The sequence below is a fragment of the Ruminococcus sp. 1001136sp1 genome (assembly GCF_039841815.1).
Classification (GTDB): domain Bacteria; phylum Bacillota; class Clostridia; order Lachnospirales; family Lachnospiraceae; genus Blautia_A; species Blautia_A faecis.
The window spans coordinates 16,686-42,682 of record NZ_JBDPGY010000002.1 but is presented as its reverse complement, the minus strand read 5'-3'; the positions used below and the strand labels follow the sequence as shown (position 1 = coordinate 42,682).

The 25,997-nt window shown below is 42.6% G+C and carries 21 protein-coding genes, 3 pseudogenes and 1 riboswitch; of the genes and pseudogenes, 7 read left to right on the top strand and 17 right to left on the bottom strand.

Annotated elements, in window-relative coordinates; translation table 11 throughout:
* Window positions 1-90 precede the first annotated feature (90 nt).
* The 8 genes from ABHC48_RS02145 to bsh all read right to left on the bottom strand — a co-directional run bounded on the left by ABHC48_RS02145 (window position 91) and on the right by bsh (window position 9,856).
* On the bottom strand, window positions 91-750 hold the full coding sequence (locus ABHC48_RS02145) for a J domain-containing protein (RefSeq protein ID WP_118577784.1): 660 nt from the start codon (window positions 748-750) through the stop codon (window positions 91-93).
* Window positions 734-1,588 carry a DUF5685 family protein gene (locus ABHC48_RS02140; RefSeq protein WP_195699950.1) on the bottom strand — a complete coding sequence of 285 codons (855 nt, stop codon included), beginning with the start codon at window positions 1,586-1,588 and terminating at the stop codon, window positions 734-736. The genes ABHC48_RS02145 and ABHC48_RS02140 overlap by 17 nt, the downstream gene beginning before the upstream one ends.
* Before the next feature lies 1 nt (window position 1,589).
* Entirely contained in the window at window positions 1,590-2,003 is a 414-nt protein-coding gene (locus ABHC48_RS02135; RefSeq protein ID WP_118577786.1) for a hypothetical protein, read from the bottom strand.
* A gap of 141 nt (window positions 2,004-2,144) precedes the next feature.
* Window positions 2,145-3,347, bottom strand: a complete 1,203-nt coding sequence (locus ABHC48_RS02130; RefSeq protein WP_195699951.1) for a class I SAM-dependent rRNA methyltransferase — start codon at window positions 3,345-3,347, stop codon at window positions 2,145-2,147.
* Between the two features lie 316 nt (window positions 3,348-3,663).
* On the bottom strand, window positions 3,664-4,275 hold the full coding sequence (locus ABHC48_RS02125; protein WP_118577788.1) for an ECF transporter S component: 612 nt from the start codon (window positions 4,273-4,275) through the stop codon (window positions 3,664-3,666).
* 348 nt (window positions 4,276-4,623) lie between these two features.
* On the bottom strand, window positions 4,624-6,177 hold the full coding sequence (locus tag ABHC48_RS02120; RefSeq protein ID WP_195699952.1) for a DUF1002 domain-containing protein: 1,554 nt from the start codon (window positions 6,175-6,177) through the stop codon (window positions 4,624-4,626).
* Between the two features lie 231 nt (window positions 6,178-6,408).
* Window positions 6,409-8,682, bottom strand: a complete 2,274-nt coding sequence (gene lon / locus ABHC48_RS02115) for an endopeptidase La (RefSeq protein ID WP_195699953.1) — start codon at window positions 8,680-8,682, stop codon at window positions 6,409-6,411.
* Between the two features lie 199 nt (window positions 8,683-8,881).
* Complete coding sequence (gene bsh / locus ABHC48_RS02110; protein WP_195476892.1) at window positions 8,882-9,856, bottom strand: choloylglycine hydrolase; 975 nt, start codon at window positions 9,854-9,856, stop codon at window positions 8,882-8,884.
* A gap of 246 nt (window positions 9,857-10,102) precedes the next feature.
* Here bsh and ABHC48_RS02105 point away from each other — a divergent pair, with 246 nt between their 5' ends.
* Together ABHC48_RS02105 and ABHC48_RS02100 are read left to right on the top strand one after the other, a co-directional pair.
* On the top strand, window positions 10,103-11,338 hold the full coding sequence (locus ABHC48_RS02105) for a nucleotide sugar dehydrogenase (RefSeq protein WP_148461157.1): 1,236 nt from the start codon (window positions 10,103-10,105) through the stop codon (window positions 11,336-11,338).
* Window positions 11,339-11,349: 11 nt separating this feature from the next.
* The gene (locus tag ABHC48_RS02100; RefSeq protein ID WP_148461156.1) at window positions 11,350-11,616 is read left to right on the top strand and encodes a DUF6783 domain-containing protein; all 267 of its coding nucleotides are present in this window, start codon (window positions 11,350-11,352) and stop codon (window positions 11,614-11,616) included.
* Here the strand turns inward: ABHC48_RS02100 and ABHC48_RS02095 are convergent.
* The 4 genes from ABHC48_RS02095 to ABHC48_RS02080 all read right to left on the bottom strand — a co-directional run bounded on the left by ABHC48_RS02095 (window position 11,591) and on the right by ABHC48_RS02080 (window position 17,297).
* A complete protein-coding gene (locus ABHC48_RS02095; RefSeq protein WP_226815623.1) occupies window positions 11,591-12,313 on the bottom strand; it encodes a LytTR family DNA-binding domain-containing protein in 723 nt (240 codons plus the stop codon). The genes ABHC48_RS02100 and ABHC48_RS02095 overlap by 26 nt on opposite strands.
* Before the next feature lie 134 nt (window positions 12,314-12,447).
* A complete protein-coding gene (locus ABHC48_RS02090) occupies window positions 12,448-13,203 on the bottom strand; it encodes a tRNA threonylcarbamoyladenosine dehydratase (RefSeq protein ID WP_148461155.1) in 756 nt (251 codons plus the stop codon).
* Window positions 13,204-13,444: 241 nt separating this feature from the next.
* Window positions 13,445-16,663, bottom strand: coding sequence for a response regulator (locus tag ABHC48_RS02085; RefSeq protein WP_195699954.1), 3,219 nt, complete (start codon window positions 16,661-16,663; stop codon window positions 13,445-13,447).
* 268 nt (window positions 16,664-16,931) lie between these two features.
* Window positions 16,932-17,022: riboswitch (cyclic di-GMP riboswitch) on the bottom strand.
* A gap of 74 nt (window positions 17,023-17,096) precedes the next feature.
* A complete protein-coding gene (locus tag ABHC48_RS02080; RefSeq protein ID WP_272067007.1) occupies window positions 17,097-17,297 on the bottom strand; it encodes a hypothetical protein in 201 nt (66 codons plus the stop codon).
* A gap of 107 nt (window positions 17,298-17,404) precedes the next feature.
* Here ABHC48_RS02080 and ABHC48_RS02075 point away from each other — a divergent pair, with 107 nt between their 5' ends.
* The 5 genes and pseudogenes from ABHC48_RS02075 to ABHC48_RS02055 form a co-directional block, all read left to right on the top strand.
* Window positions 17,405-17,572 carry a hypothetical protein gene (locus ABHC48_RS02075; protein ID WP_173716616.1) on the top strand — a complete coding sequence of 56 codons (168 nt, stop codon included), beginning with the start codon at window positions 17,405-17,407 and terminating at the stop codon, window positions 17,570-17,572.
* 84 nt (window positions 17,573-17,656) lie between these two features.
* The gene (locus ABHC48_RS02070) at window positions 17,657-17,929 is read left to right on the top strand and encodes a type II toxin-antitoxin system RelB/DinJ family antitoxin (RefSeq protein WP_118578232.1); all 273 of its coding nucleotides are present in this window, start codon (window positions 17,657-17,659) and stop codon (window positions 17,927-17,929) included.
* Window positions 17,926-18,207: pseudogene (locus ABHC48_RS02065) on the top strand (type II toxin-antitoxin system YafQ family toxin). The gene ABHC48_RS02070 and the pseudogene ABHC48_RS02065 overlap by 4 nt, the downstream one beginning before the upstream one ends.
* 89 nt (window positions 18,208-18,296) lie before the next feature.
* Window positions 18,297-18,989, top strand: a pseudogene (locus ABHC48_RS02060) (phage tail tape measure protein); the annotation flags it as partial.
* Between the two features lie 34 nt (window positions 18,990-19,023).
* Window positions 19,024-19,386: pseudogene (locus tag ABHC48_RS02055) on the top strand (recombinase family protein); the annotation flags it as partial.
* Window positions 19,387-19,415: 29 nt separating this feature from the next.
* Here the strand turns inward: ABHC48_RS02055 and pnuC are convergent.
* The 5 genes from pnuC to ABHC48_RS02030 all read right to left on the bottom strand — a co-directional run bounded on the left by pnuC (window position 19,416) and on the right by ABHC48_RS02030 (window position 25,831).
* On the bottom strand, window positions 19,416-20,096 hold the full coding sequence (gene pnuC / locus ABHC48_RS02050; RefSeq protein WP_148461152.1) for a nicotinamide riboside transporter PnuC: 681 nt from the start codon (window positions 20,094-20,096) through the stop codon (window positions 19,416-19,418).
* Between the two features lie 587 nt (window positions 20,097-20,683).
* Window positions 20,684-21,124 carry a GNAT family N-acetyltransferase gene (locus tag ABHC48_RS02045; RefSeq protein WP_195699955.1) on the bottom strand — a complete coding sequence of 147 codons (441 nt, stop codon included), beginning with the start codon at window positions 21,122-21,124 and terminating at the stop codon, window positions 20,684-20,686.
* Between the two features lie 1,058 nt (window positions 21,125-22,182).
* Window positions 22,183-23,226: a virulence RhuM family protein gene (locus ABHC48_RS02040; RefSeq protein ID WP_195699956.1), complete on the bottom strand. Its 1,044-nt coding sequence runs from the start codon at window positions 23,224-23,226 to the stop codon at window positions 22,183-22,185.
* A 26-nt stretch (window positions 23,227-23,252) separates the two neighbouring features.
* Window positions 23,253-25,046 (bottom strand): DUF262 domain-containing protein, encoded by a 1,794-nt coding sequence (locus ABHC48_RS02035; protein WP_148461149.1) that lies wholly within the window; start codon window positions 25,044-25,046, stop codon window positions 23,253-23,255.
* A gap of 14 nt (window positions 25,047-25,060) precedes the next feature.
* Window positions 25,061-25,831 (bottom strand): hypothetical protein, encoded by a 771-nt coding sequence (locus tag ABHC48_RS02030; protein WP_148461148.1) that lies wholly within the window; start codon window positions 25,829-25,831, stop codon window positions 25,061-25,063.
* Window positions 25,832-25,997 lie beyond the last annotated feature (166 nt).

Sequence of the window (25,997 nt, the reverse complement as noted above, 5' to 3'; positions counted from 1 at the left end):
CTGTTCTCTGGTAACATCAAAACACCTCAAAAAAGAATACTGTACAATGGCATCCTTCTCCACGGTACAGTATCATAAACTTCTACTTTATCAACAGCACAGCACTCCGCTTCCCGGACAGCACATTCCGCAAAGCGCATTCGCCAGACAAAGCTTCAGGCACATATCATCCCCTGCCACTGGCATTCCTCCAAACGGTCCCTGCTGTGTCTCATACCAGCTTCCGCCACCTTCCATCCGGTTCAGGAGCATACGGTACTGCTGATTATTCGGCTCCTGGCGCACAGCTTCACGAATATGCTCCAGCGCTTTTACATTATTCCCCATTCCCATGTTCGCCATGGAGGAAATATAATACCACTCTCCATTCTTCTGGGAAAGGGAATTCAACACATTCATAGCCTCCTGATAATGTCCGCTCTGAACAAAATTAGCTGCTGCACGTCTGCGCACACTTTCCTCATCTTCATAAGTGCTCTGGCGCTGCTGTCCTCCAAAGCCGCCAAATCCTCCATATCCATAACCACCGTATCCGCCGGAAGATCCACCACTGCTTCCATACTCGCGTTCTCTCATGATCTGCTCATATGCCTGCTGTACTTCCTTAAACTTCTCTTCTGCCTGATCCTTGTTCGGATTGTTAATATTCGCATCCGGATGGTACTTCCGGCTTAACTTTCTGTATGCCTTCTTTATTTCTTCATCTGTTGCATTTCTGGAAACTCCCAGTACGCTATATGGATCCAACATGTTCTTTCTCCCGTTCTTCCCTGCGTTTCCTGCTCACTTCCTCGAAGCGGCACCACACACCGGAATATAAAATGTTCCGAAGAATATCCCCATATTTAATAATAGGAAGCTTCTCGAATTCTCTGCAGGTTTCTGCCATCATCATCATAAGAATCTGGCGTACTTCCCCTTCAAACCCTTCCATTGTATATTTTTCTGCGAAAGGATTGTAATCTTTATTTTTCACATCTTCTTCCACATCATCATATGCATCCAGAAGATAGATGAATTTGCCAAGATAAAAGCCAATTCTTCGAAGGCTTTTCTCCCACTCATCCTGCCTGTAAGCAAGAATCTCCTCCATAATATGCCCAAAAATCCCGGACATTCTGTCTATATCTGTCTCTCCCTGTTTCTCCAAAGCGGAAAGCTCATCCAGAAGTTCGACGATCCGCTTCGCCTTATCTGGATAAAGTTTTAACAGACGGTTATTTTTCCCCTCGAGAAGCCTGGCGTAACCAAGCTTCACATATTTTCTGTCATCGTTCCAGTCATCCAGACATTTATAATAAGTTAAAAGTATATTCATGTCTGCACAGTATTCTGTCATCACATTCTTTCGAACTGGCTGTTTTCTCACAGGATGAAGAAGGCATCTGGTAGTGCCCTTGTACGTCTTTGGCTCATAAAGGCCGGAAAGAAGCATGATCACAAAAGTCATATCATAGCTTAATGTAATCTGGCCGGATATCCCGTATTTCTCACGCAGTTCCCTGCAGAGTCCGCAGTAAAAGGTTCTGTACATGTCAAAATCCTTCATCTTGATCTCCGGCTTGTTCATTACAATATATCCAAACATATCAGCGCCTCTTTATAAATTTGGTATGACACTTAGGACATTCAATCTCCACTTTCTTAAATCCGCCTCTGGGAATACGGATTTTCTGACCGCAGCCAGGACAGCTGTAAATATGATAGTCCTTGCGCTGGCTCATCATTCGCTTCTCTTTCTGGAAACGGGCTCTTAACTTATCTGTCATCTGAAGATACTTCTGATTCTCCTGATAACGTTTGGAAATATTTTTGGAAAAAATCCTGAAATAAGTATAAACAATGGCAGCCATTCCAAACAGATCCAAAAATGCGCCAATTCCACTTCTGGTCCCAGTAAATAAGGTGAGCACAATAGCAGCCAGTGCCACTCCCATAGTGAATCTTGCGAACTGATCCACTCCGTTGCGTCCCTGCATAAATCTCATAAATTTTTCTTTCAATAAAATACCTTCTTTCTTGTGAACTTATCTTCCTGGAATAAGTTTCTGTCGCTCTTTTGTTATTATATTATTTCCCTATCCCTGATTCTGTACATTCACTATTATGGTTCACAAAACAACCAGCAATCATTCCGTCTTTTCCTATCTGTCGCTGCAGACTTGAAAAATGTAAAATTTCAGATAATAAGATTCATCAGCAGACCATAAGATCGGATGATCTGGTGCCTGGGTGCGATATTCTACCTGACGGAGACGTTTATGCACATTTCTGGCAGCCTGCCCGATGGTCTGGGTAAAAAGCTGGTAATCCATAAAATGTGAACAGGAACAGGTTGCAAGGAAACCGCCGTCTTTCACCAGCTTCATGGCACGGAGATTGATCTCACGATAGCCTTTCACTGCATTCTTAACAGAACTTCTTGACTTGGTAAATGCAGGTGGATCCAGAATCACCACGTCATATTTCTCGCCTTTCTCTTCCAGTTTCGGAAGAAGAGCGAAGACGTCCTCACAGATAAATTTTACAGAATCAGAAAGTCCGTTTAAAGCTGCATTGGCTGTAGCCTGATCAACTGCAAGCTGTGAAGCATCCACACCAGTTACTTCTTTCGCTCCTGCATATCCTGCATTTAAAGCAAAAGAACCGGTATGGGTAAAACAGTCCAGAACTCTGGCATTCCTGCAAAGCTTCTGGATTGCCAGACGATTGTATTTCTGATCCAGGAAAAATCCTGTCTTCTGACCGTCTTTTACATCCACCTGATATTTTACACCATTTTCCACAATTTCAACCAAAGTAGGGAACTCTTCACCAATAAAGCCCTTATATGGCTCCATTCCCTCCTGCTTACGTACTTTCACGTCACTTCTCTCGTAAACGCCGCAGATCCGGATACCATCCTCTGCCAGAACTTTCTTCAGAAGTTCCACCAGCATCTCTTTATAACGGTCGATTCCAAGTGCAAGGGACTGTACCACCAGCACATCAGAAAACTTGTCCACAATAAAACCCGGCAGAAAATCTGCCTCTCCAAAGATCACGCGACAGCTTGAAGTATCCGTTACTTTCTTACGATACTCCCATGCATCCCGCACTCTTTTCTCAAAAAATTCCTCATCGATCACAGTATTCTCATCTCTTGAAAGAAGACGTACCACAATCCTGGAATTCGTATTGATAAATCCTCTTCCCAGAGGATATCCGTCAAAATCATGAACCAGTACAATATCTCCATTTACAAAGCTTCCCATAATAGAAGCTACTTCATTATCAAAAATCCACATTCCGCCGGATTTCAAAAGACGTCCTTCTCCCTTTTTCAGGGTTACTACTGCCAGACTCATAGCACTACTCCTTTGCTTTTGCGATTTAGGTAACATTGTAGCACACAATTTCTCAATTTGCCAGTGTTTCCAGGGGTTCTGAGAAAAAGTCATAAAAATTTCACTAATCTTAAAATTTTATAAACTGCCAGCCATTCATCTTCTTTTTTTAACAGACATCTCAGTCTCATTAACAACACAAAAAAACTCCGGACTACCTGAACTCGCTTCCTATCGTCAGATTCTAAATCTGACTTTCAATGGCGGTACACGGTTCAGACATTCCAGAGCTTTCACTTATCTTATATTCTGACTTTTCCAGATGGTTATTTTCTTCTTATTTCGCATTCGCTGCAGTTACATATACATGAATCAGATTTGCCTTAATAAGAGCTGGACGAACTGCATTGTAAATAATCACAACCAGGATTGTAGATACAATTGCATTTACAAATGTAGCACCGGCGCTTAATTTTGCAAGGATGCTCGCTACTTCCTGGGGCTGACCAAGAATGTACTGTTTGTAGAAATAGCCAACGATGGGATCTGCGATCACATTAAAAGCAAGACCTGCAATGGAAGCGATCAGACTCCATTTGAATACGTATTTCTTGTCGTTCGTCTCATTGATCTTTGCAATCTTGTGGGCTACAAGACCTGTTATAAGACCGATGCAAAGCTTCAGGACAAAAGTCTTGGGTGCTCCTGTAATGTAAACCGGATCCATAAGGTCTGCAATAGTCATTCCAATAGAACCAGCAAGACCGCCGTACCAACCGCCAAGAAGCAGAGCTCCAAGCACGCAGAAGGTATTTCCGATGTGAAGAGAAGTAGCATCTCCACCCGGTACCGGAATCTTAATCTGCAAAAATGTAAAAGATACATAGCAAAGTGCTGCAAGAAGTGCAGTCTCTGCAAGTTTCATAATGGTAGAATTCTGTTTGTTCATAGGTTTCTCTCTCTTTCCCGGAAACCTGGTACATATTGAAAAAACATTCTGCAAGATGTGCCTCACAAGTTGCAGGAATGATTTCTCAAACAAGCTCCAATGTTTCCTGTTTAATCACTGCTTTTTATACTGCAGTATCTAATTAGCACTTATCATAGCGAGATACTGGTATGTCTTCAATAGACAGTTTTGATTATTTTTAAGAGGACAGTTATTTTCTGCAAAAAAAGGTACCGTCCCCAATATCCCACTGGATATCAGTTTCTGTACCTTTTCCACCAGCAGACATGTCATCTCCTGGAGCATCAACACATACTATTCAACAGTATTCTTCCGAATTCAGGTCTGTTATTCTTCGTAGGACTCTTCATCAATAGTCTCGTCGTAAGATTCATCGCCAACTTCATCTGTAGCACTTTCATCTGTTGTCACATTTTCAGAGCCGTCAGCTGAATCACTGGAATCTGAACTTTCACCATAAAGTTTCTCAAAGAACTTCATGGTATCTTTATACAGGGTATCTTTATCATCAGAAGATACTGCATCGCCAAGAACATCAATATCCTCAGAAGACTCACCATCATCGATCACATCAATGCCGAAAAGTTTCTTCATCTCTTTATCCAGCATGTTCAGTTCTGGTGTAATGTATTTCTCAGTTCCATCCTCCTGATAGGAAACAGCACCATTTCCAAGGATACCAAGGTATTTCTGAAGAACCTTGATGGAAAGCTTGTTGGCTGTGTCGGAATCAAGTGTTACAGTAACTGCAGCATCATCTCCCATTACTTCGTAAAGAGCGTCCTCATCACCGCTGTACTCTCCCTGACAGAAGGTCTTCGCTTTTTCAAATTTCGCTTTCGCATCATCGCCAAGGAAATCTGTATTCAGCTGGGATATATCTGTGATCTCTTCGGAAGAATCACTGCCATCACCAGTATCTGTTCCGCCAACTTCACTGATGTCACCGTCAGCTGACTCATCTGCAGCTCCAGTCTCCTCAGCAAGTCCCGGATCCTCTGTAGAACTCTCGATAACATTATCACCAAGAGCACTCTGGTCTACATTATCCACAATACTGTCCTCATCATCTGATGAATCACTGCTCTCCTCTGCCTTTCCTGTTACATTGTCATTTACACGCTCCAGAGTTTCCTGCATCTCAGAGTAATCATAGTCCTGCTGGGAAATCTGCTGAAGCAGGTTTACGATGGTATTAATCTCATCATCTGTAAGAGTTACATTGTTATTATTGGAGATATTTACAACAATATTGTAGATATCGTCTGCATTCTGAACATTGTCTGCAATAACCTGCATTTTCGCCTGGTTGATAACAGTGGTAGCGTCATTCTTTCCTACAGAATCAGCAAGATTACCTGTAACTACCATCTCCTCAGTAGCAAGCTTCTTCTTGGTCTCATCAAGTTTCTGTCCACTGGCAGTCTCATATGCCATCTGGATACCGGTCAGTGCTCCTGTACCGGATACTTCAAACGGGCAGGCAGCAACAACCTCACAGTTGGTAACACCAGATGTGGAAAGGGAACTTGCGATCATATTGCAGGTAACCCAGTTCAAATTGGCGGTACGAACCTTGATACCACCGGATGTGGTAGGCTTCACATAAGCACAGCTCACTGTTCTTGTACCAATCTGCTCCAGCGGAACATAGGAACTTAAGTGATCCCTCTCATCCTGATTGGTAACGTAAATAATCTGTGCCTGGCTGGAATCTACTTTAAAATATTTCAGCATGGTGTTCTTCTGCTCATCTGAAAGATCTGCGCCAAGTGTAACAACCTTCATAGCATCTGCCATAGCCGGTACTGTGGAAACCATGCTTCCCATAACCATTGATGCGCTGCAGAGCAGCGTAGCTAATAATTTGCCTTTCTTCATAACTTTTCCTCCAACTTTCTGTCTGGGTTATAATCTGATCTTTAATGAAAGCCTCATACTCTGTAACGGCTTCCATGCACTGCACTTCTGTCTTTGCAGTTGTTTCATTTAGTACACTTATTATAACATACTTCTTATAGTTTTTGTAATTTTAATTGTTAATTCTCTCTTTGAACCTGAAAATATGTTTTGGTAAAAAAATTATTATATCAGCAGCTTTTCCAGAGCCTGTTACCGTGCAGGCTGTAAACAGTAATCCAGAACCTCCTGCACGGTCTTAACTGGTGTAATCTCAAGCTTCTCTTTTACCTCATCGGCCACATCATCAAGATCATCCATATTCTCATATGGAATAAACACATGCTTTACGCCAGCTCTTTGGGCAGCCATCAGCTTCTCCGGCAATCCGCCAATAGGCATAACACCGCCGCGAAGGGAAACTTCTCCTGTCATTGCTATTTCTGCTGGTGCAGGCTTTCCTGTCACCAGAGAGGATAATGCAGTTACCAGCGTGATGCCTGCTGATGGGCCATCCTTGGGAACTGCTCCTGCCGGCACATGGATGTGAAGATCATTTTCCTTGAATTTATCTGCAAATTCCGGATAGAGGGACTTCACAAGAGTAATGGCAATCTGGGCGGACTCTTTCATCACATCTCCAAGCTGTCCGGTAATGATCACCTTTCCATCGCCTTTTGTAAAAGAAGTTTCGATAAAAAGGATTTCTCCACCAGCACTGGTCCAGGCAAGACCGGTTACAACTCCAGGCACTGGATTTTCCAGAATCTTCTCATGATGGATTCCATGTCCCAAAAATTCTGCTACACGCTTCTCACTTACCGTAATACTCTTCTGCTCACCCTTTACCAGCTTCACAGCTGCATATCTGCATAGCACATCCATCTGCTTCTTCAGTCCGCGGACACCAGCCTCCGCTGTATACTCTTCAATAATGCGGCGGATTGCCTCATCTGTCACCTTCAGATTCTGGGCTTTGATTCCCATGCTCTTCATTGCTTTCGGCAAAAGATGACGTCTCGCGATCTGAAACTTCTCTACTGCAGTATATCCAGGAAACTGGATTACTTCCATACGATTGAGCAATGGCTCAGGAATGGTATCGGTGGAATTGGCTGTACACACAAAAAGCACATTGGAAAGATCATAAGGAACATTCATATAATGGTCTGTAAAGCTTCCGTTCTGCTCCGGATCCAGCACTTCCAGAAGAGCACTTGCCGGATCACCGCCGTAATCTTTGGCGAGCTTGTCCACCTCATCCAGTACCATAACCGGATTTGCAGCTCCGCTTCTCTTCATTCCTTCCATAATCCTGCCTGGCATAGCACCTATGTAGGTTCTTCTGTGTCCTCGAATTTCCGCTTCATCACGGATTCCACCAAGACTGATACGCACGTATTTACGGTGAAGCGCACGGGCAATACTCTGTCCGATACTGGTTTTTCCAGTTCCGGGCGCGCCTACAAACAATAAAATGGAACCAGACTGTTTCTTATTAAGAGCCATAACAGCAAGCTGCTGGATAATTCGCTCTTTTACTTTTTTCAACCCATAATGGTCTTCATTCAGGATTTCTTCTGCCTCGTTCAAATCAATTTCAGCAGGTTCCTCTGGCTTCCAGGAAAGACTTGTGGCAAAGTCCAGATAATCGTACAGCATGCCATACTCATGGCTGTCTTTTCCTTCCTGCTTCATGCGGTTCAGCACCTTTTCAGCTTCTTTGCGCGCTTCCTCATTCATGCCGGATTCCTGGATTTTCTTCTGGAAACGGCGCACATCAGAAATATTCTCCGGATGCATTTCGTCCAACTGCTGCTGAAGAAATTCGATCTGCTTCCGGATAGCGGACTCCCGGTAAACTTTCTCATTGGAGTTCTTCTGCGCAGTCTCAGCTTCCTCACTGACACGGAAAATCTCCATCAGCTCATAGACAGCCTCTTCCATCAGATGCATGCGTTCTTTCCTGGAATCCACCTCGATCATATGGTATTTTTCTTCCCAGGAAAGGCTCATGTAACCAGCCAGGGCACTGACGGCTTCCGGATAGCTTTTCCAATGGTAGATCATGCTGCGTACCCAGACGCCCCACTGAAAGCCTTTTGCAAAATCCATCAGTTCTTTCTTGATCTTATCAAATTTCTCCTTTTCTTCTTCCGGGGAGATATCCTGGATATCCGGAAGATCTACCGCTTCTGCCAGAACCATGCCGTCAGTATATTCTACATGAGTCACCTGCACTCTTCTTCTGGTAGTAATCTTGACGCTGCCTTCCTCGTCTATATTCTCAATGATTCCCATCACGCCCACTGGAAAAATATTTTCCATGGAAATTTCCTCTGGGGCTATTTCTTTCTTCTGTAAAACGAAGAGAATTTCTTCTCCGATATTCTGTTCTTTAATTCTGCCTTCCGGAAACATATCTTTTTTAAAGAAAAATGTAACTTCCGGTAAAAGAAGAAGTTCATAAACTGGTATTGTAATCATACATGTTTCCTCCTTGTATTGTCAGCACTCCTTTAATATGAGTGCCAGATTTATTCTATAGAAAATGGCGAACTCATATGAATTCGCCATCTGAATCTATGATAGTTCATTATAGCACTAAATTAAAATTTTGCAATAAAAATCGAACATTCTTTCTGGAACATGGTAGTTTTTTGAAACATTTATTTCGAAACGGGAGCTAATTTTGCATTCTGATCTGTTCCCCTTTTATGGGCGCATAGGTATAAAGCTTCTCACCATCCAAATCCGCCTTGTACATATCCACAGCACTGATCTGGTGATTGTCGTAAGTATTATAATAATAGATTCCCTTATCTGTATTACAGCAGGAAGTATATAGCGTAATCTCATACTTGTCTTCTCCCAGCTTGCAGCAGCCTCTCTGCTGGTCTACGCTGCCAAGAATGTGGAAAAACTGGCTTACACTTTCTTCTTCTGAATCCCCGGACAGAGAGTTCATTTTTACAAAGGCCACCCGCACAAATCTTGACTGGGAGGAGAGATCTCCCGGCAGTCCCATGCCACCCATTCCCCGGCTGTACTGATTCAGTTCCAGATTTTCTGAAAACGTGTTACTGCGGTTTTCCACAGCCAGCTGCATATAATTGTTCAGATTAAACATCTGATAGTTAAAGGGCGGATTGTTTGTGAGGACCCCTACTGGATTATCATATATTTTCATTCCCTCTTCCAACGACTCCAGGGTAATACATTCCTCTTTGTCCGCAATAATCCAGTGCAGCTGCGCAACTGGCAGATCAGGAAGAAATGGGGTGTCAATCAGGTTCATATTCTTAAGAAGCTGGCGTGCTTCTTTCACTGTAGCACATTTTCCCAGAATCCATGGGATCAGTTCGAACTGAGTGATATTGTCTTTCCCCTCTACAGGCTTCTTGTAGCTGGCATTTCCAACGAAATTAAGGCCGGCGATTCCAAGACCTTTCTCATTGACCGCATCATAATACAGAGGATAGTTCTCCATAACACATGCCATTCCGATCATGGCATAATGACTTTTCAGCTGACCGCCTTCTCTTAAATCAAATACATAATTTCTAGGCGTGATCACTACCTGGTCTCCATAGGAAATCTCATAATCCAGAGTTCTTCCAAAATAGAAATCCTTTGTTTTATAGGTTGCTGCTGTACACATATTCTGTTCCTCCATTCATCAGAGACTGTTTAAAAGTCAGTTCTGTATTACTGTTCACTGGTAACGTTCTGTAATCTGCATATTCCAAAAAGTTCCCAAGGCGTTGTATTTTCCAGTCTGTCATGTTATTATTTATAAAAATTGTGCATGAACGGTTCATCATTAGTGTTATATATTGTAGCACAAACTGTGAAAATTTAAACTCTTTTTTCCCGATTTCACACTTTTTTAAGAAAGGAACTTACCATGAATAAATCTATTGCAGTCGCAGGTACCGGATATGTAGGGCTTTCTATTTCTGTACTGCTGGCTCAGCATAATCATGTTGTTGCAGTTGACATAATTCCGGAGAAGATTGCTTTGATAAACCAGAAGAAATCTCCAATTCAAGATGAATATATCGAAAAATACCTGTCGGAAAAGGAACTGGATCTTACGGCCACCTCAGACGGAGAATCCGCCTACGCAGAGGCTGATTTTGTGGTAGTGGCCACCCCCACCAACTATGACAGCAGGAAAAATCATTTCGACACTTCCGCTGTTGAAGCTGTACTAAGCCTGGTCACAAGGGTGAATCCTGCTGCCACAATTGTGATCAAATCTACGATTCCTGTAGGCTACACAGAATCTATCCGAAAGAAGCTTCACAATAACAATATTATTTTCAGCCCGGAATTTCTCCGAGAGTCCAAGGCCCTGTACGACAATCTTTACCCAAGCAGGATCATTGTCTCCTGTGATGAACACACCAGAGAAGCAGCTCATACTTTTGCAGCACTTCTTCAGGAGGGTGCTCTTAAAGAAAATATCGACACCTTGTTCATGGGATATACGGAAGCAGAAGCTGTAAAACTTTTTGCCAACACCTATCTGGCACTTCGTGTTTCCTATTTTAATGAGCTGGATACTTACGCGGAAATGAAGGGGCTGAACACCCGCGATATTATCAATGGAGTCTGTCTGGATCCCCGGATCGGAACCCATTACAATAATCCTTCCTTTGGCTACGGCGGCTACTGCCTGCCTAAGGACACCAAACAGCTTCTTGCCAATTACAACGACGTTCCTCAGAATATGATGTCCGCAATCGTGGAAAGCAACCGTACCCGAAAGGATTTTATTGCTGATCAGGTACTGCAAAAAGCCGGCTATTACAACTACAATGAGGACAACCTTTATCAGTCAAGCCTGGAAAAAGAAGTGGTTATCGGCGTCTACCGCCTCACTATGAAGAGTAATTCCGATAATTTCCGGCAAAGCAGCATTCAGGGTGTTATGAAACGGATCAAGGCAAAAGGCGCCACTGTCATCATCTATGAGCCCAATTTGGAAAACGGTTCCACATTTTTTGGCAGCAAGGTTGTAAATAATCTGGAAGAGTTTAAAGAAAAAAGCCTGTGTATTCTGGCGAACCGTTATGACAAGGTCCTGGACGATGTGAAGAAAAAGGTTTATACAAGGGATCTGTTTTCCAGGGATTAAGAAACGAAAGCGTGTCTAAAAAAGGCTTCCGCAAGATGTACATCACAATTTGTGGGAGATTTTGCCCGGATGAGGGCGCCGCAGCGGGCTGCGTAGGTCGAATTCGAGCAAAATATACCGCAATCTGCACCATACAAAAACAGGCAGGAAACATAGCGTTCAAGAGAGCAATAGCTCCGTTTAATCACTGTGTTTCCTGCCTGTTGTCTATGAAATCCGTTTTTTATTCACCATACTGGCAATTGCTCTCTTTCAATTGCCGGATGACTTTATCCTGAAATAGTGATTATAAGCATCCAGCACATCCTTACGTCCTCTCACGCGAATGGGAACCCGTTCTCCATTTCGGAGTAAAAACTCCTCTTCTACATCTGTAATGTGATCCATATTTACCAGAAAGCTTTGGTGGCAACGCAAAAAACGGGGATCCTCTATCTTTTTCTCAAGATTCCCAAGTTTTTCCGCAGTTTCAAGCACCGAACCATCCAGCATATGTAAGGTTACTGTATGGCGGTCACTTTCCAGGTATAAAATTTCATCCACGAAAGGATAACGATACTGTCTTCTGCATTTCACGGAAATCCGCCTGCGAAGCTCAGACTTCAGCAGTCTGTTTAAAATTGCTGTGGTCTGCTTCTCTTCTGCAGGTTTCAGAAGATAGCCGGATGCTTCTACCTCATAACTTTCAAGCGCAAAATCAGGTGAAGCAGTCAGAAATACAATAGGCGCTTTTACTCCCAGGTCACGCAGCTTCCGTGCCGTGTCCATTCCATTCAGATCGCCCATATAAATATCAAGAAAAATCAGATCTGGCCATATATAGCCCTCTTCAATGTCTGCAAGGAGGCTCTCTCCAGATTCATATTCCTGGATCTGCGCCTCCCTGCCATTTGTCTGAAAGTACACCATCAACTGACGCTTCAGCACAAAACGCTCAACTTCCACGTCGTCACATATGGCAATTCTGTTTACCAAAGCTCTCCCAAAGCCTCCTTGTACTTGACTAGTTTATTATAACACAACGTTCCCTCTCGGGGAGAAATCTGCATAATCGTCACGTTTCAGAGCATAATCCTCAATTACCTGCACTCCCCACTTTGTGGGATCTTTCAAGGCTTGCAAAGATCCTTCACAACCTCTCCGGCAATGATCAGTCCTGCAACAGACGGCACAAATGCTACGCTTCCCGGAATATCACGACGCTCTGTACATTTGTGCTTGGCACCTGGCGGGCAGATACAGTGGGTTCTGCAGCTGATGGACATATCCTCTATCGGTCTTGTCGGGATTTCCTCGGAATAAACCACTTTCAGCTTACGGACGCCACGTTTCTTCAGTTCGCGGCGCATAACCTTGGCAAGAGGGCAGACCTTAGTCTTATAAATGTCCGCAACTTTAAACTGGCTTGCATCCAGTTTGTTTCCGGCACCCATAGAACTGATGATCGGAACCCCTTTCTCCTTCGCCTTCATGACAAGGGAGATTTTTGCAGTAACGGTATCTACTGCATCTACAATATAATCATATTCTTCAAATGGAAAATCGTCTGCATTCTCCGGCAGAAAAAAACACTTATGTGTCTCCACCTTCACGTCCGGATTGATTTCCAGCATACGCTCTTTCATAACATCCGTCTTGTATTTTCCCACTGTTTTTCGCGTTGCTATGATCTGGCGGTTCAGATTCGTAAGGCATACCTTGTCGTCATCGATCAGGTCAAAAGCACCTACCCCACTTCTCACCAACGCCTCACACACATATCCGCCAACACCGCCGATTCCAAATACTGCCACTCTGGCACCGGCAAGCTTCTTCATCCCCTCTTCTCCAAGAAGAAGCTGGGTTCTTGAAAACTGATTTAACATAAATTTTTCTCTCCTCAATGAAAGACAGGCAACAGACTTTCAAACAGACATTTCTCTTTCAATAAGAAAACTGCGGTCTGTTCTATCTTCACATAAAAAGCCTGGGAAGCTTATCCACCCAGACTTTTGTCCACATTACCTTTCGGAAATATTTTATAATGACTGTGTTTTTCTGTCAATTATTTTTTCGCCTACACATAAATAAATTACAGCGTTCCTGTTCACTCCGTTCGCAGTATCATTACAGCCATTTTTTCAAAACATCACTCAGCTTATTCATATCCAGCGGCTTTGCGATATGTCCGTTCATACCTGTATTTTTTGCCAGCTGTACATCTTCTGCAAAAGCATTGGCAGTCATGGCAACAATTGGCAGTTCTCCTTTTTCACCGGGGAGGCTTCTAATTGCTGCGGTTGCCTGATAACCATTCAGAACAGGCATTTGGATATCCATAAAAATAAGGTCATACCGGTCTTTTGGAGAAACCTCCACTTTTTCAACTGCAATTTTTCCATTTTCGGCTGTCTCAACTTCTGCCCCTGTCATCTGCAGGATTTCCACTGCAATTTCTCTGTTTAACTCATTATCCTCGACCAGCAGAATCATTTTTCCTGTGTAATCTGCTTCTGACAGATTCTCCAGATAATTCCTTGCTGTTTTTTCTTTTTTGTCAGAAACAAACTGCCGCAGTGTAGCGGTCAGCCTGGAACGGAATAACGGTTTTGCAATAAAAGCATCTACACCTGCTGCCTTTGCATCTTCTTCAATCTCGCTGAACTCATAAGATGTCAGTACAATGATGGTAATCTCCTTCCCTATCCGTTTCCGAATCTGTCTGGCAGTTTCTATGCCATCCATATCCGGCATCTTCCAGTCCAAAATAACAGCAAAGTAATCATTTTTTAGCTCATGACGTGCATAGCAGCGCTCAACGGCTTCTCTGCCGGAGAGGACCCATTCGCCTGTAATTCCAATCTCCTTCAATGTCGCAACTGTACTTTCACAGCATGTCTTATCATCATCCACAACCAGAACCGGCAAATTCATCAGATTTTCATCCTTTTCTTTCTCTTTTTCCTGAAGTTCAAGATAAATTGTTACCGTAATTTTAGTTCCCTTGTGTAAGGTGCTGTCCACTTTAATATTACCATTCATCAGATTTACAATATTTCTGCTGATTGCCATTCCCAGACCAGTTCCCTGAACTCTGGTTGTCCGATGGTCATCTGCGCGGCTGAAGGGATCAAACATGATTTTCTGGAATTCCGACGACATACCGATTCCATTATCCTCAATCGTAAATTCATAGCATCCAAGCTCCGAAAATCCATTTGGCTTTTCCTCTATGGAAAAAGTAATATTCCCGCCATCCGGTGTATACTTGATCGCATTACTCATCAGATTCACAAATACCTGCTGAATCCTCAGACTGTCACCGCAGACATCCTCATGTTCAATATGATTAATGTGTATATCAAAATTATGTTTATGTTCATCAAGCACCGGTCGCGTAAGTGTAATAAGATTATCCACCAACTCTGACAGATTGAAATCTTCCTGTGCCAGTGTCATTTTTCCACTTTCAATACGTGCCATATCCAGCACTTCATTGATCAACCCAAGCAGATGACGGCTTGATTCTGTAATCTTGCTGAGACATTCAATAACTCTGTCCTGACTCTCAATATTTGCTCCGGCGATTGCTGTCAGACCCACAATGGCATTCATCGGTGTTCGGATATCATGGGACATATTGGAAAGGAATTCTGTTTTTGCACGATTTGCATTTTCTGCGGACCGGTAAGCCTCTTTCAGTGCCTGACGGGATTCAATCTCTGCTTTCTTCTCCTGTGTCACATCCATGGATGCCAGCAATACCTTTTCCAGCTTTCCATTCTTCCATTCCAAGGGAATATAAGAAGCGATTTTATAAGTCTTTTCATCCAGGCTGCAATACTCAAACTTATAAATATCATTTTCGCTTTTCAGATTTTCCCGGATATTTTCCGGGGCTATCAGAATATCTATAGCTTCCAACGGTTCCAGTGTCTTATACTTTTCAAGAACCTGCATCTGAAAATCATGATAGAAGCCCAGAGGTTTATATATCATCTGTCCATTCAGATTGTAGAATTCATATCTGTCATTTTCCAGATCACAGACAACAAAACGGTCAACCAGACGCACTATGCTCTGAATCAGCTGCTCCATGGAAGCATTATCCGCTGCCATCTGCAGATGCCGTGCGCTCTCTACCTTTGCCTCCGTAATATCCCGCAGAAAAATCATGGCATATTCTGAATCCTCTATCTCGCCACGTATGATCACATTACGGACCCATCGTTCTTCTCCCTTCAGAGTGATTCGGCACTCCAAAGACAATTCGGTTTCCAGACCCTTCAGTTTTTCCGCAATATAGCCACGATCATAAAAAGCAGATACTGCCTTCTTATCTGTTTCCACAACATAGGAATCCACAAAATGCCGGATCAGTTCATCCCATGTATGACTCTGTTCAAAAACAGTCATCAGGGACGGTTCAACCTTAAAGGTATCAAATGTGTTTGCTTCCAGGTTAACATAATATTCGCACAGATCTGTTTTCGTAAAGGCACGGTGGAAAGCAGCTGACTTTTGTGCCTGCATAATTTCTTTTTTTTCCGCATCAATATTAATAAAAATCCCGGCAATCCTGCTGGCAGAACCATCCAGCCGGCGTATTACTTCTGCTGATGCCCGAAACCACTGGTACTGATGATCCTTCATTCTCATACGGTACTCTACCTGGTATTTTACCTGATTCGTCTTATCCGCAATTGCCGCCTGAAGCTGCATCATTACTCTTTCTTTATCCTGTGGATGCAGAAGATCTGACCAGGATTCCAGTTTATTCGGAAAATCCAGAGTATCATGATAGCCAAGCATTTTTCGGAACTCATGGCTCCAGTTTGCATTCACAATCTCACTGTTTTCGTCACAGTCAAAATACCAGAAGCCGGAACAGATAGCCTCATTGATCAGTGCCAGATTTACATGATCCCAGTTGACCTGTACGGACATAATCCAGATCTGTCTGCCTGCTTCATCTGTCGCATCCTCTTTATAAAGCCGTACATTATTCACTGTACCGTCCGCTGTAAGAATCTGCGCTTCCCCGGCTCCGTGGATCTGCAAAAAACGGTCTCGATCCAATATACTTATATCCTTGCCGTAAAAAAAATTCTTCAATGAGCCTTTTGTCTGCTTCATAAAAGAATCGAACGTATGTCCTATACTATGTAGCAGCAGATTACTCACAGACAGAATAGACAGATTTTGGTCATAATATCCGGTCAACATACCTACCCCGCCATTATTTTCCAGTGTTTTCTGTATTGCCTGTGATAAATCCTGTGTTTGTCCAGGTACCGTCTTGTTTAAAGAATATATTTTATCCTCATAATTTTCCTTATATAACATTTTATAAAAACCCTCACTCTGTTTGATACGTGTTTGAAAAAGGCTTTCTGCAAAATGTGGCGCGCAGATTGTAGGAATGCTTTTTCAACCACGCTCCAGAACATGCTCCGGCAAGTTCTCGTACATATTTTGGCATATAAAAAGGACACCTGACAAACATCCTGCCAGTGTCCCTGCTACATCTTTTTAAACTCACACATCCATATACATATAGTATAAAAGGTATCGGAATCGCTTCCGTTCTCACGTCTTTTCTATATATGGAAACAGCAGCAACCGGCTGACATGGTCAGACTTTCTGACTTTAGCCCCTTCTGGCTTTGCGTCCCTGCCTTTCAGCAAGTTTGCCTTTAAATAATTCCCATTTTTCATCAAAAATAAAATACCATGAAGTTTCCGGTGCGTCAATAATATTTTGATAGAAAATCTGTGTTTATGAACCATTCGCAAAGTCGAAGATGTCTCGCACAATCGTTACTCTGTCTTTGTCATATTCCCCGAAGTTCTGAATCATGCAGCAGCCACCACCAACAACTACATATAAACGCATCAGCTCCGGATTGTATTCCCGTTCTCTCAGATTATGAAAGATTTCTCTTGTGTAATCACTGGCAGCCTTACGGATTACAGCCAAATACTTTTCTCCGATGTCTGCTGTCCCGGTACGGATCACCTGTTCAATCTATAGAATATCCAGACGGATGTGGAGTCTAAAAAAAACTTCACGCAACTGACCGCCCGATGACCACACCCTTGTTTCTGCTTCGCTGCGTACAGCTCGGAATCTCCAGCCGGGATCTGGATCTTCTTACGATTGGGATGGTGAACGACATGTACGCAGAAAGCAGCAATGATGAGTACAAAGGCTATGCGCAGATCGCTACGCAGAGGGATTTTGATGCATTTTAGCAAATTTATGTGCCTTATATAATGACAGTGTGTTGACATTAGACACGCATTTGAGTATACTATACTTGAATGGAGGTGTTCTGTATGGCAACAACTAATTTAAATATTCGTACAGAGAAGGCAATCAAGGATCAGGCGGAGGAAATCTTCAATGAGCTTGGTCTGAATATGACAACTGCTGTAAATATGTTCCTGAGAACCGCTATCCGTGAGCATGGTATTCCTTTTGAATTAAAACTGGAAGTACCGAATGATACGACAGCCGCTGCCATTGAGGATGGCAGAAAAATGATGAAGGATCCTTCTGCTCCGCGTTATTCCAGTATGGATGCGCTTAAGGCAGCTCTCGACGTATGAAATACGACATTCAGTTTACCAATCAGTTTAAAAAGGATTTGAAGCTTGCCAAAAAGCAAAATAAAAATCTTGATAAGCTGTTTTAGGTAATCGATATTCTGGCGAATGGCGGTACGCTGGATGCAAAATACAGGGATCATGACCTTACAGGAAACTATAAAGGCACGCGTGAGTGTCACATCGAACCGGACTGGTTGCTCATTTATGAGATTCAGAACAACGTTTTAGTACTCATGCTTTACAGGCTTGGTACGCACCCAGAACTATTCAAAAAATAGATTTAAAAAACAGAATAGCAATTCAGAAAGCATCTATCAGAAATGGTAGGTGCTTTTCTTATGCCCAAATCCAGGAAAGGAGGTGCGCTATGGCGAGAAGTAGAATCAAGGGTATCACGGTCGAGATCGGTGGCGATACTACCAAGCTTCAGAGTGCCTTAAAGGGTGTCAATTCAGAAATCAAGAATACGCAGTCACAACTTAAGGATGTCGAAAAGCTCCTGAAATATGATGCTCTTCAGAGGGAGATCATCGAAACGGAAGAATATCTCAAAAAGCTGTAAGCGCAGGCCAATCAGTCTGCCACTGCTGTGCAGAAGATTGCTACTGCTGGTGAAAACCTGAAGTCTGCAGGCGATAAGGTTTCCTCCACCGGCGAAAAGCTCCTTCCTGCCTCTGCTGCAGTTACAGCTCTTGGCGTTGCTGCTGTAAAAACAGACTCCGATTTTGATTCTTCTATGAGCCAGGTAGCCGCCGTGTCTGGTGCAACCGGAGATGATTTCGATAAGCTCCGTGCAAAGGCTCATGAGATGGGTGCGAAAACCAAGTTCTCAGCATCCGAGGCTGCGGATGCTATGAACTACATGGCGATGGCCGGATGGAAAACCTCCGACATGCTGGATGGTATCGAAGGTATCATGAACCTTGCTGCGGCATCTGGTGAGGACCTCGCCACCACATCGGATATCGTAACCGATGCACTGACTGCATTTGGTCTGACAGCCAAAGATTCTGGGCATTTCGCAGATATCCTTGCAGCGGCAAGCTCTAACGCAAATACAAAGGCAATGGATGATTGACGACTGCGAAGCCGAAAACATCGACATGATTATCACCAAGTCCATCAGCCGATTTGCCAGAAACACGCTGGACTGCCTGAAATACATCCGCCAGCTGAAAGATAAGAACATTCCCGTCTTCTTTGAAAAGGAAGCCATCAATACAATGGATGCCAAGGGTGAGGTTCTGATTACGATTATGGCTTTCCTTGCGCAGCAGGAATCATAATCCCTCAGCCAGAATGTGAAGCTGGGACTCCAGTTTCGCTACCAGAATGGCCAGGTACAGGTAAATCACAATCACTTCCTCGGCTACACCAAGGATGCAGATGGGAATCTCATCATCGATCCGGAACAGGCAGAGGTGGTAAAGCGCATCTACCGGGAATACCTGGAGGGTATTTTCTACATCCACAAACCAGAATTGTCTTAACACTGTGCTGTTTCTCTTTTCTTCCAACATATGAATCCATACATGTCATTAAGAAAAAATATCAAGAAATTTACAACCACTGGAATATACCCCGGGTCCTTAATTGATGCCAGTATCCATAAGATAATCAGCACGATGTCATTCGATGCATATCCCAAAGCATAATAAGAAGACCGTAACATAGTGAGTGATGCAGCAAAAAAACTTGTTACTACCGAAATGGTACTAAATATCAGATTCGGCGTGTTAAGTTTTTTTAGTAATATATAAAATGCAATTGTCACTGCCACATTGCAAAGAACAAGAACTCCTGCTCCTTTTCTTGTAATTTTTCGTATTTCTACTGTTCCATCACTACTGTTTCTCGCATTTTTCAGCCATGTCACAATCGACCAAACAGACATCGGAAGTGACATAAATAAGTAAGTAAACATCTCTCCCCAGTAGCGAAAACGGTATGATATTATCGCATACTGGATGCAGAAAATCGTCATCAATATCGGTGCCCATACATTTCCCTGTGCGGCAAATATCAGTGAAGTTACACCAATACAAGTTGCAGTAAGTGTCAAAGCATCTACTCTTCCTGCCATAATATTCGACATAACAACAATAGCAATAGACACGAACCAAAGTGCCCATTCTCTTTTGGTCATTCTTTTAAATGGATTATTCATTTTTCTAATTCCCTTCATACGTTGATTTGAGACAACAGGAAATTAGATATATTTTATACCTGTTGTCTCTTAAAATTGGATACCCTTTATATGCTTCTCTTGCGAAGCAATGGCACCCTTCTGCATATGAAGGATTGCATAATTACTTTCGTGAAATTGATAATATCCAAAAAACATAATTTTATCCTCTATAACGCTCTGACAAATCGCGATTCACCGAATTTTCCCTTGCCATCTAATCCACTGCCTCAAATCGTGACATCTAATCCGAGGTTACAACCTGACACACATTTTGCAGTAGATATGTTTCCATATAAAACAACCGAGCTTTTTCAGGAGTTAGGCTTCTATTCCCAACTTCCGAAAAAGCCCGGAAATACGCCGCTTTCTGGCACTTGATTTTATTTTCTTGACATCAAGACTACCGTCTCAACATGCGTTGAGACGTCTGAACTGCTCTCTTTTTTACTCGTTGGTTTGCGAAAATATGTCCAACGTCTCATCAGTTTGTGGAAACATATCAATGGATTACAGCTTCTCCATTGTATGTTTTTGGTACAGTTAACTTCTAGAATAACCTACTTACTTCAACGTATCATTTCAATGATAAATTGTTCTGTTCCCTCTTCCAATTGCCTTACTCCACTTGGAGTAAAACCGTGTCGCAAATAAAAGCGCTGCGCTTTTGTATTCTTCTCAAGAACCCATAGTGAATTACAATTCCTACTTACGGCAAAATCTAATAATTTACCTCCGATTCCCTGATCCACGAAAAACGTATCTACATACAATTCCAAGACTTGCGTTCCCTGAATATGAATGAACCCCTTAACAAAATCATCTTCATATACATAAAATTCCTTAAGTATCTCTGGGTGCTTGATGTATTCTTTTGCCAACGGATAAACTTGTATTTCACCAAATGAAACCATATCATCGTGAAAAATTTTTCTATAGTTCATCCGCTTGGAGAATACTGATATCTCAGCAATTCTCGATGCATCTCTATCTATTGCTCGTCTTATCATGACTAATTCTCCTTTTTGTAATAAACTGAAATTCATCAGCATCTCTGCCTTGTTTTTCTGCGCCACAGAGATTATTTCAACCGCCCGGATTCATCTCTATCTTGCTTTTCTGCACCACAGGGATTATTTCAGCCGGCCAGATTCATCTCTATCTTGCTTTTCTGTTCCACAGGGATTATTTCAACCGCCCGGATTCATCTCTATATTACCCTTTTGTTCCACAGGGATTATTTCGACCGGCAAGATGCATCCCTGCCTTCCTCTTTTATTCCGCAGGGATTATTTCGCCTCGGTTAGATACGTCCCCCATCGCTGAAACCATCTCTACCAGGCCATTCCATCAACTTCCGATTTAAACAATTCTCCACATATCTAATCCACTGTCTCAAATCGTGACATCTAATCCGGGGTTACAACCTGACACACATTTTGCAGCGGATATGTTTCCATATAAGAAAACCGAGCTTTTTCAAAAGTCTGGCTTCAAATCCAAACCTCCGAAAAAGCTCGGAATCTATGTTTTTTAATTTGTCTACGCCACGCCGGATGCGCTACGGAAGCAAAGCTTCCTACGCTTATCCGCGGCATTCGCCGCATACAGCCCATCGCATAACGGTGCCTTTGTGAGCAAGCTCCCACAGCACCTTATGCTCGGTCTGTGCGTGGCTCATTGCTAACGCGTAACATCAAGACTACCGTCTCAACGTGGCACGATACCTTCTGCTTGATGTCAGGTATTGTGCCCGTTCACAGAGACATGTCCACACCTTCTGAAACCGCGCATTTACAGCTGCAAACAGATGCAATCTGTGGCAAATTTGACATCCATATCACGGTCTTAACCATTGAAGTCTATGGGAACAAGTCGGTATAAGGTCTTTTCTACCTATACAATGCAAGGCAAGTTTACACTGCTGCCACCTGCCACTGTCTCGACCGTTGAGACAGTGAAGGCCGCTTAACTTCTACACAATCCATCCGTTCAAACCACGGATTTGCCATACACTCGCAGGGAGTTGAGTTGCCTGATTTCACCGTCTCGACCTGGTATCTGATCCTTATTTCTTTGCGCTTTCTTCCAACTCCAGCATATACCTATCAAAGTCGGACATGAATAATCTGTCCTGGATCACGCGATATTTTTCAAATTCTGCCTCAGCATGAAGCTTTGCAATTTCTGCGGACACTTTACCCGCATCCTGTAAAATGCCATAATCAAACATTTCGATGAAGCTGTTGAGCCTCTTTTCCCAGTCCTGCATCGTAAGCGGAATATGTCGTAAGGTCATGTTTTCCGCAAAATCCAGGTATGCCGTCACCATACGATTCAGCTGCTTCATTTCATCCTGACTCAGATAATTTTTAGCAACCGTGACATCGCTTTTCTTAATCTTTCCGTCAGGAGCATCTGCCCAGGTGGTTAATCCCATGTGCTCTTTTGTGTGATCCGCTCTTTCCACGATCATCTCCGCCGCCGTATGTCCATGAACGGCATAATGCATTTTATTCTGAACAGTCGCATAGAATCTTCTCGTTGTTGCAGCATTTTTATCATAGTCAATGGCTGTCGCATACAGGTCAGTGATCTTCTGATAGAATTTTCTTTCGCTGGCACGGATCTCTCGGATGCGCTCTAGCTGCTCATCGAAATACTTTTCTGTCAGATACGTTCCGCGCTTCAGCCGCTCATCATCCATGACCCAGCCTTTGATGGTGTAGTCCTTTGCGATCTGGTTTACCCATTTTCGGAACTGTACCGCACGCTCGGAATTGACCTTGAAGCCTACGGCAATGATCATTTGAAGGCTATAGTGCTTGGTATCGCGTGTGACCTGGCGAGAACCTTCGGTTTGAACTATTCGGAAATTCCGAATAGTTGCGGCCTCTTCCAATTCACTATCCGCATATATTTTTTTAATATGTTCATTTATCGTTGGTGAACCAACATCATACAATGTGGCCATCATCTTCTGTGTCAGCCATATATTCTCATCCTCATAGCGCATCTCTATGCTGTCCTGTTGATCACCTACAGAGGCAACATAGGTCAGGTACTCTGCTGCGCTGGAACGGATGGTTATTTCATCTTTTTTCTTTGCCAAATAGAATGCCTCCCTTCTACATATCACTAGATCCAGCCATTCTTTTTAAATTTCTCAATTTGAGCTAATTCTTCCTCAGATGGTTCGCCCGCCTTACCCTCGCTGACCGGAGTGTTTAAATATTCGTTATTCCATCTGTTCATGATTTTGACAACCTCATCAGATACACGAATATCACGTTTCGTGATGGATTCCAGGTTCCAATCCATTACATCAGAGGTTCCCATTGCCTTAGTAATTACAATTTTGGAAGCTATGTACTCTTTTTTCTTCTTGCCAAAATATCCATTACCAGCGACAATGTTCAGCTTCTTTTCGAATGGGAGCTTATTGCCTATATGCTCAATTTTCTCTTTGATGGTTGCGTCTGGCTCATCCGGAAAATAATTCGTCTGCCACTTCTGTGGAAAGATATGCTCTATCTCCCACTTAGCCGGAAGCAAATCATCCTGATGTTCATACGCAAGCGTCTTCAGAAGCATACGCACTACATTACGATTCGGATTCTGGATATATGGCTCCAGCTGTGTCATATCGACAGTCTTAAATTCAAACGTAGGTATATCCGATGCTACAATTGCAGAATTCAGCTTCAGAATATCCGGCTTTACAGCATTGATTGTCGGTATCATCAAGTATTTTGTCATCAGCTCCATGAGCAGCTTATTCAAGAACCGAGCAAATCGTGTTTCAAAATTTTCTTCATTCCTGTAGCAAACATAGTAAATAACAACCGGGTATTTCCAGTACTCGTTCGGATATGAAGTCAGAATATCCAGTGTCTGCCTAATTTTAATATTCTTGGACCAGGCTTCATCTTCAAGTTCCTCTCCTTTGTTTACAACCTTCCACAGATTCAGGATAACAAAAAGAGTATCCAACAATTCAGGCTTATACAAGCGTTCAAACTTATTAACCGCATAATACTTCCTGACACCAGGAGTAGTCGTCTTCGTATCCTTATCCAGTGCTCGATAATAAAACATATTGTAGTAGAACAGCTGCTGGATGCTTTCATTAGCATCTGTAGACTGCTCATCTAAATCTTTCCAGCGGTCGATAAATGCCTTCTTATCATCCGGCGCAAGCTGGTTGTAAATCTTTGCCTTAAAAATATCTGCGTCCGACAGAGGAAGACCTCTATCATTTAACGTTGAGAAAATAGTCAACGCAGTATCCTGGGTGTCTGCTGTGATAGGAAGCAGAATAGCCTGGTTCAAGAGCGCATAGATAAACTGATATACCATCAATGGATTCTCTGTGGAATGCTTATCAAACAACTCTTGAAAATGGCGATAATTCTTTGAATAGTTATCTTTCGCATCCTCATCCGCTTTTCCGGTTTCCAAGATTGATCGCAGAATTTCATTTCCTTCGTTATTCACAACACGTGAGGTCAAAAGGATATTTTTGAAATCCACCGTTCCAGTAAGTTTATTGGTTCTCCAGATAGTAGGCTCAATTTTTCCAATAAAGTTATTGGCCTCTGCCGTTCTCTCTGATGCAGGCGTAGCAACAAGCTTCGTATAAATTGCACGTAGCAGCAGAAACAAAGACGTAATACGCTGCTGTCCATCAATTATTTCCTGCTCACCATCTTCATTTTCGTAGGAAACCACACTTCCGAGGAAGTAGGAACTCTCTCTTTCTGTACCGCCACTTGTAGCAGTAAAATCCCATAAATCCTCAAAAAGTGTTTCTACCTGTTCATCCGTCCAAGCATATGGTCGCTGGTACTCAGGAATGACAAACGGTTTTGATTTTCCGCTACCCAGGAGCGCTTCCACGCTTTGTTTATTTACTTCTATCGTTGTTGGCATGTTTACGCCCTCCTCTAATTATCAAAGAAAGTATGTAAATCAATTATTTCGTAATCTTTTGAAAGCCGCACGGGATAACTCTTTCCAGCCTCTATAGTCTCATTTGGGAGAACTATTCTATACTCCTGTTCTTGCTCAAAAAATACATCTTTGCAGAATAAAACTCTAAATGCATAATCCGCATAAAAAGTATATCTTATTCCTCCGTCTACTTTTTCTGGAGATGCATCTTGCATCAAATATTTCATATACTCCATGTCCATAGCTATTTCACCATCGGTGGTTTCGTAACCTTTATCTATATGAAAATAATTGACTTTTTCAGCCTTAATCTCAGTACCGATACTTCTTTTAACATCTTCAATAAATTCCTCAGGATTCGGAATTACTGCAACAGCATCAGCATTAGGGAAGTGTTCCCTAATAGTCTGTTTTTTATCATCTGAAAGATTGATGATTGAAGCTCCAGTAATATCGACTTTGCAATCGTCTTCATAAACAGCAAACATACAAAAAACTGGCATTTTCTCTGCTGGTTCTATTCTCACCAAGCCATTTGCTTTTCCACATTTTGCAATTACCTCTTTGGTATCTGGATGCTGCATTATCATTTTTTGAGCAAACATTCTAGTACCAGCTTCAAGAATATCTCCTTGTCCTTTGATTTTCAGTTTATCTTCAATCCCCCAGAAAGTAATTGCATTTGAACAATATATATTTCCACTTACTAGACTTTCCAAATGTTCTCTCTTTCCAAATTTCAACAGGTATTTAATATCTGCCACTCATTCATTCCTCCTTGCCATCTAATCCACTGCCTACAAACACCCCAAATGGTCGAATTGCCGGATTGGTTGTCATCCGTTTTCATTTTCCCAAAATCATCCCCAAATGCCTGACATCTAATCCACTGTCTCAAATTGTGACATCTAATCCGAGGTTACAACCTGA

What these genes read in the sequence shown, in the direction of transcription:
- bsh (WP_195476892.1), bottom strand. Translation starts at nt 9,856, where the DNA reads ATGTGTACAGCAGCAACCTATAAAACAAAGGATTTCTATTTTGGAAGA.
- ABHC48_RS02085 (WP_195699954.1), bottom strand. Translation starts at nt 16,663, where the DNA reads ATGTTATATAAGGAAAATTATGAGGATAAAATATATTCTTTAAACAAG.
- ABHC48_RS02140 (WP_195699950.1), bottom strand. Translation starts at nt 1,588, where the DNA reads ATGTTTGGATATATTGTAATGAACAAGCCGGAGATCAAGATGAAGGAT.
- ABHC48_RS02045 (WP_195699955.1), bottom strand. Translation starts at nt 21,124, where the DNA reads ATGATAAGACGAGCAATAGATAGAGATGCATCGAGAATTGCTGAGATA.
- ABHC48_RS02145 (WP_118577784.1), bottom strand. Translation starts at nt 750, where the DNA reads ATGTTGGATCCATATAGCGTACTGGGAGTTTCCAGAAATGCAACAGAT.
- ABHC48_RS02120 (WP_195699952.1), bottom strand. Translation starts at nt 6,177, where the DNA reads ATGAAGAAAGGCAAATTATTAGCTACGCTGCTCTGCAGCGCATCAATG.
- ABHC48_RS02075 (WP_173716616.1), top strand. Translation starts at nt 17,405, where the DNA reads ATGACCACACCCTTGTTTCTGCTTCGCTGCGTACAGCTCGGAATCTCC.
- ABHC48_RS02070 (WP_118578232.1), top strand. Translation starts at nt 17,657, where the DNA reads ATGGCAACAACTAATTTAAATATTCGTACAGAGAAGGCAATCAAGGAT.
- ABHC48_RS02125 (WP_118577788.1), bottom strand. Translation starts at nt 4,275, where the DNA reads ATGAACAAACAGAATTCTACCATTATGAAACTTGCAGAGACTGCACTT.
- lon (WP_195699953.1), bottom strand. Translation starts at nt 8,682, where the DNA reads ATGATTACAATACCAGTTTATGAACTTCTTCTTTTACCGGAAGTTACA.
- ABHC48_RS02105 (WP_148461157.1), top strand. Translation starts at nt 10,103, where the DNA reads ATGAATAAATCTATTGCAGTCGCAGGTACCGGATATGTAGGGCTTTCT.
- pnuC (WP_148461152.1), bottom strand. Translation starts at nt 20,096, where the DNA reads ATGAATAATCCATTTAAAAGAATGACCAAAAGAGAATGGGCACTTTGG.
- ABHC48_RS02090 (WP_148461155.1), bottom strand. Translation starts at nt 13,203, where the DNA reads ATGTTAAATCAGTTTTCAAGAACCCAGCTTCTTCTTGGAGAAGAGGGG.
- ABHC48_RS02035 (WP_148461149.1), bottom strand. Translation starts at nt 25,046, where the DNA reads ATGCCAACAACGATAGAAGTAAATAAACAAAGCGTGGAAGCGCTCCTG.
- ABHC48_RS02130 (WP_195699951.1), bottom strand. Translation starts at nt 3,347, where the DNA reads ATGAGTCTGGCAGTAGTAACCCTGAAAAAGGGAGAAGGACGTCTTTTG.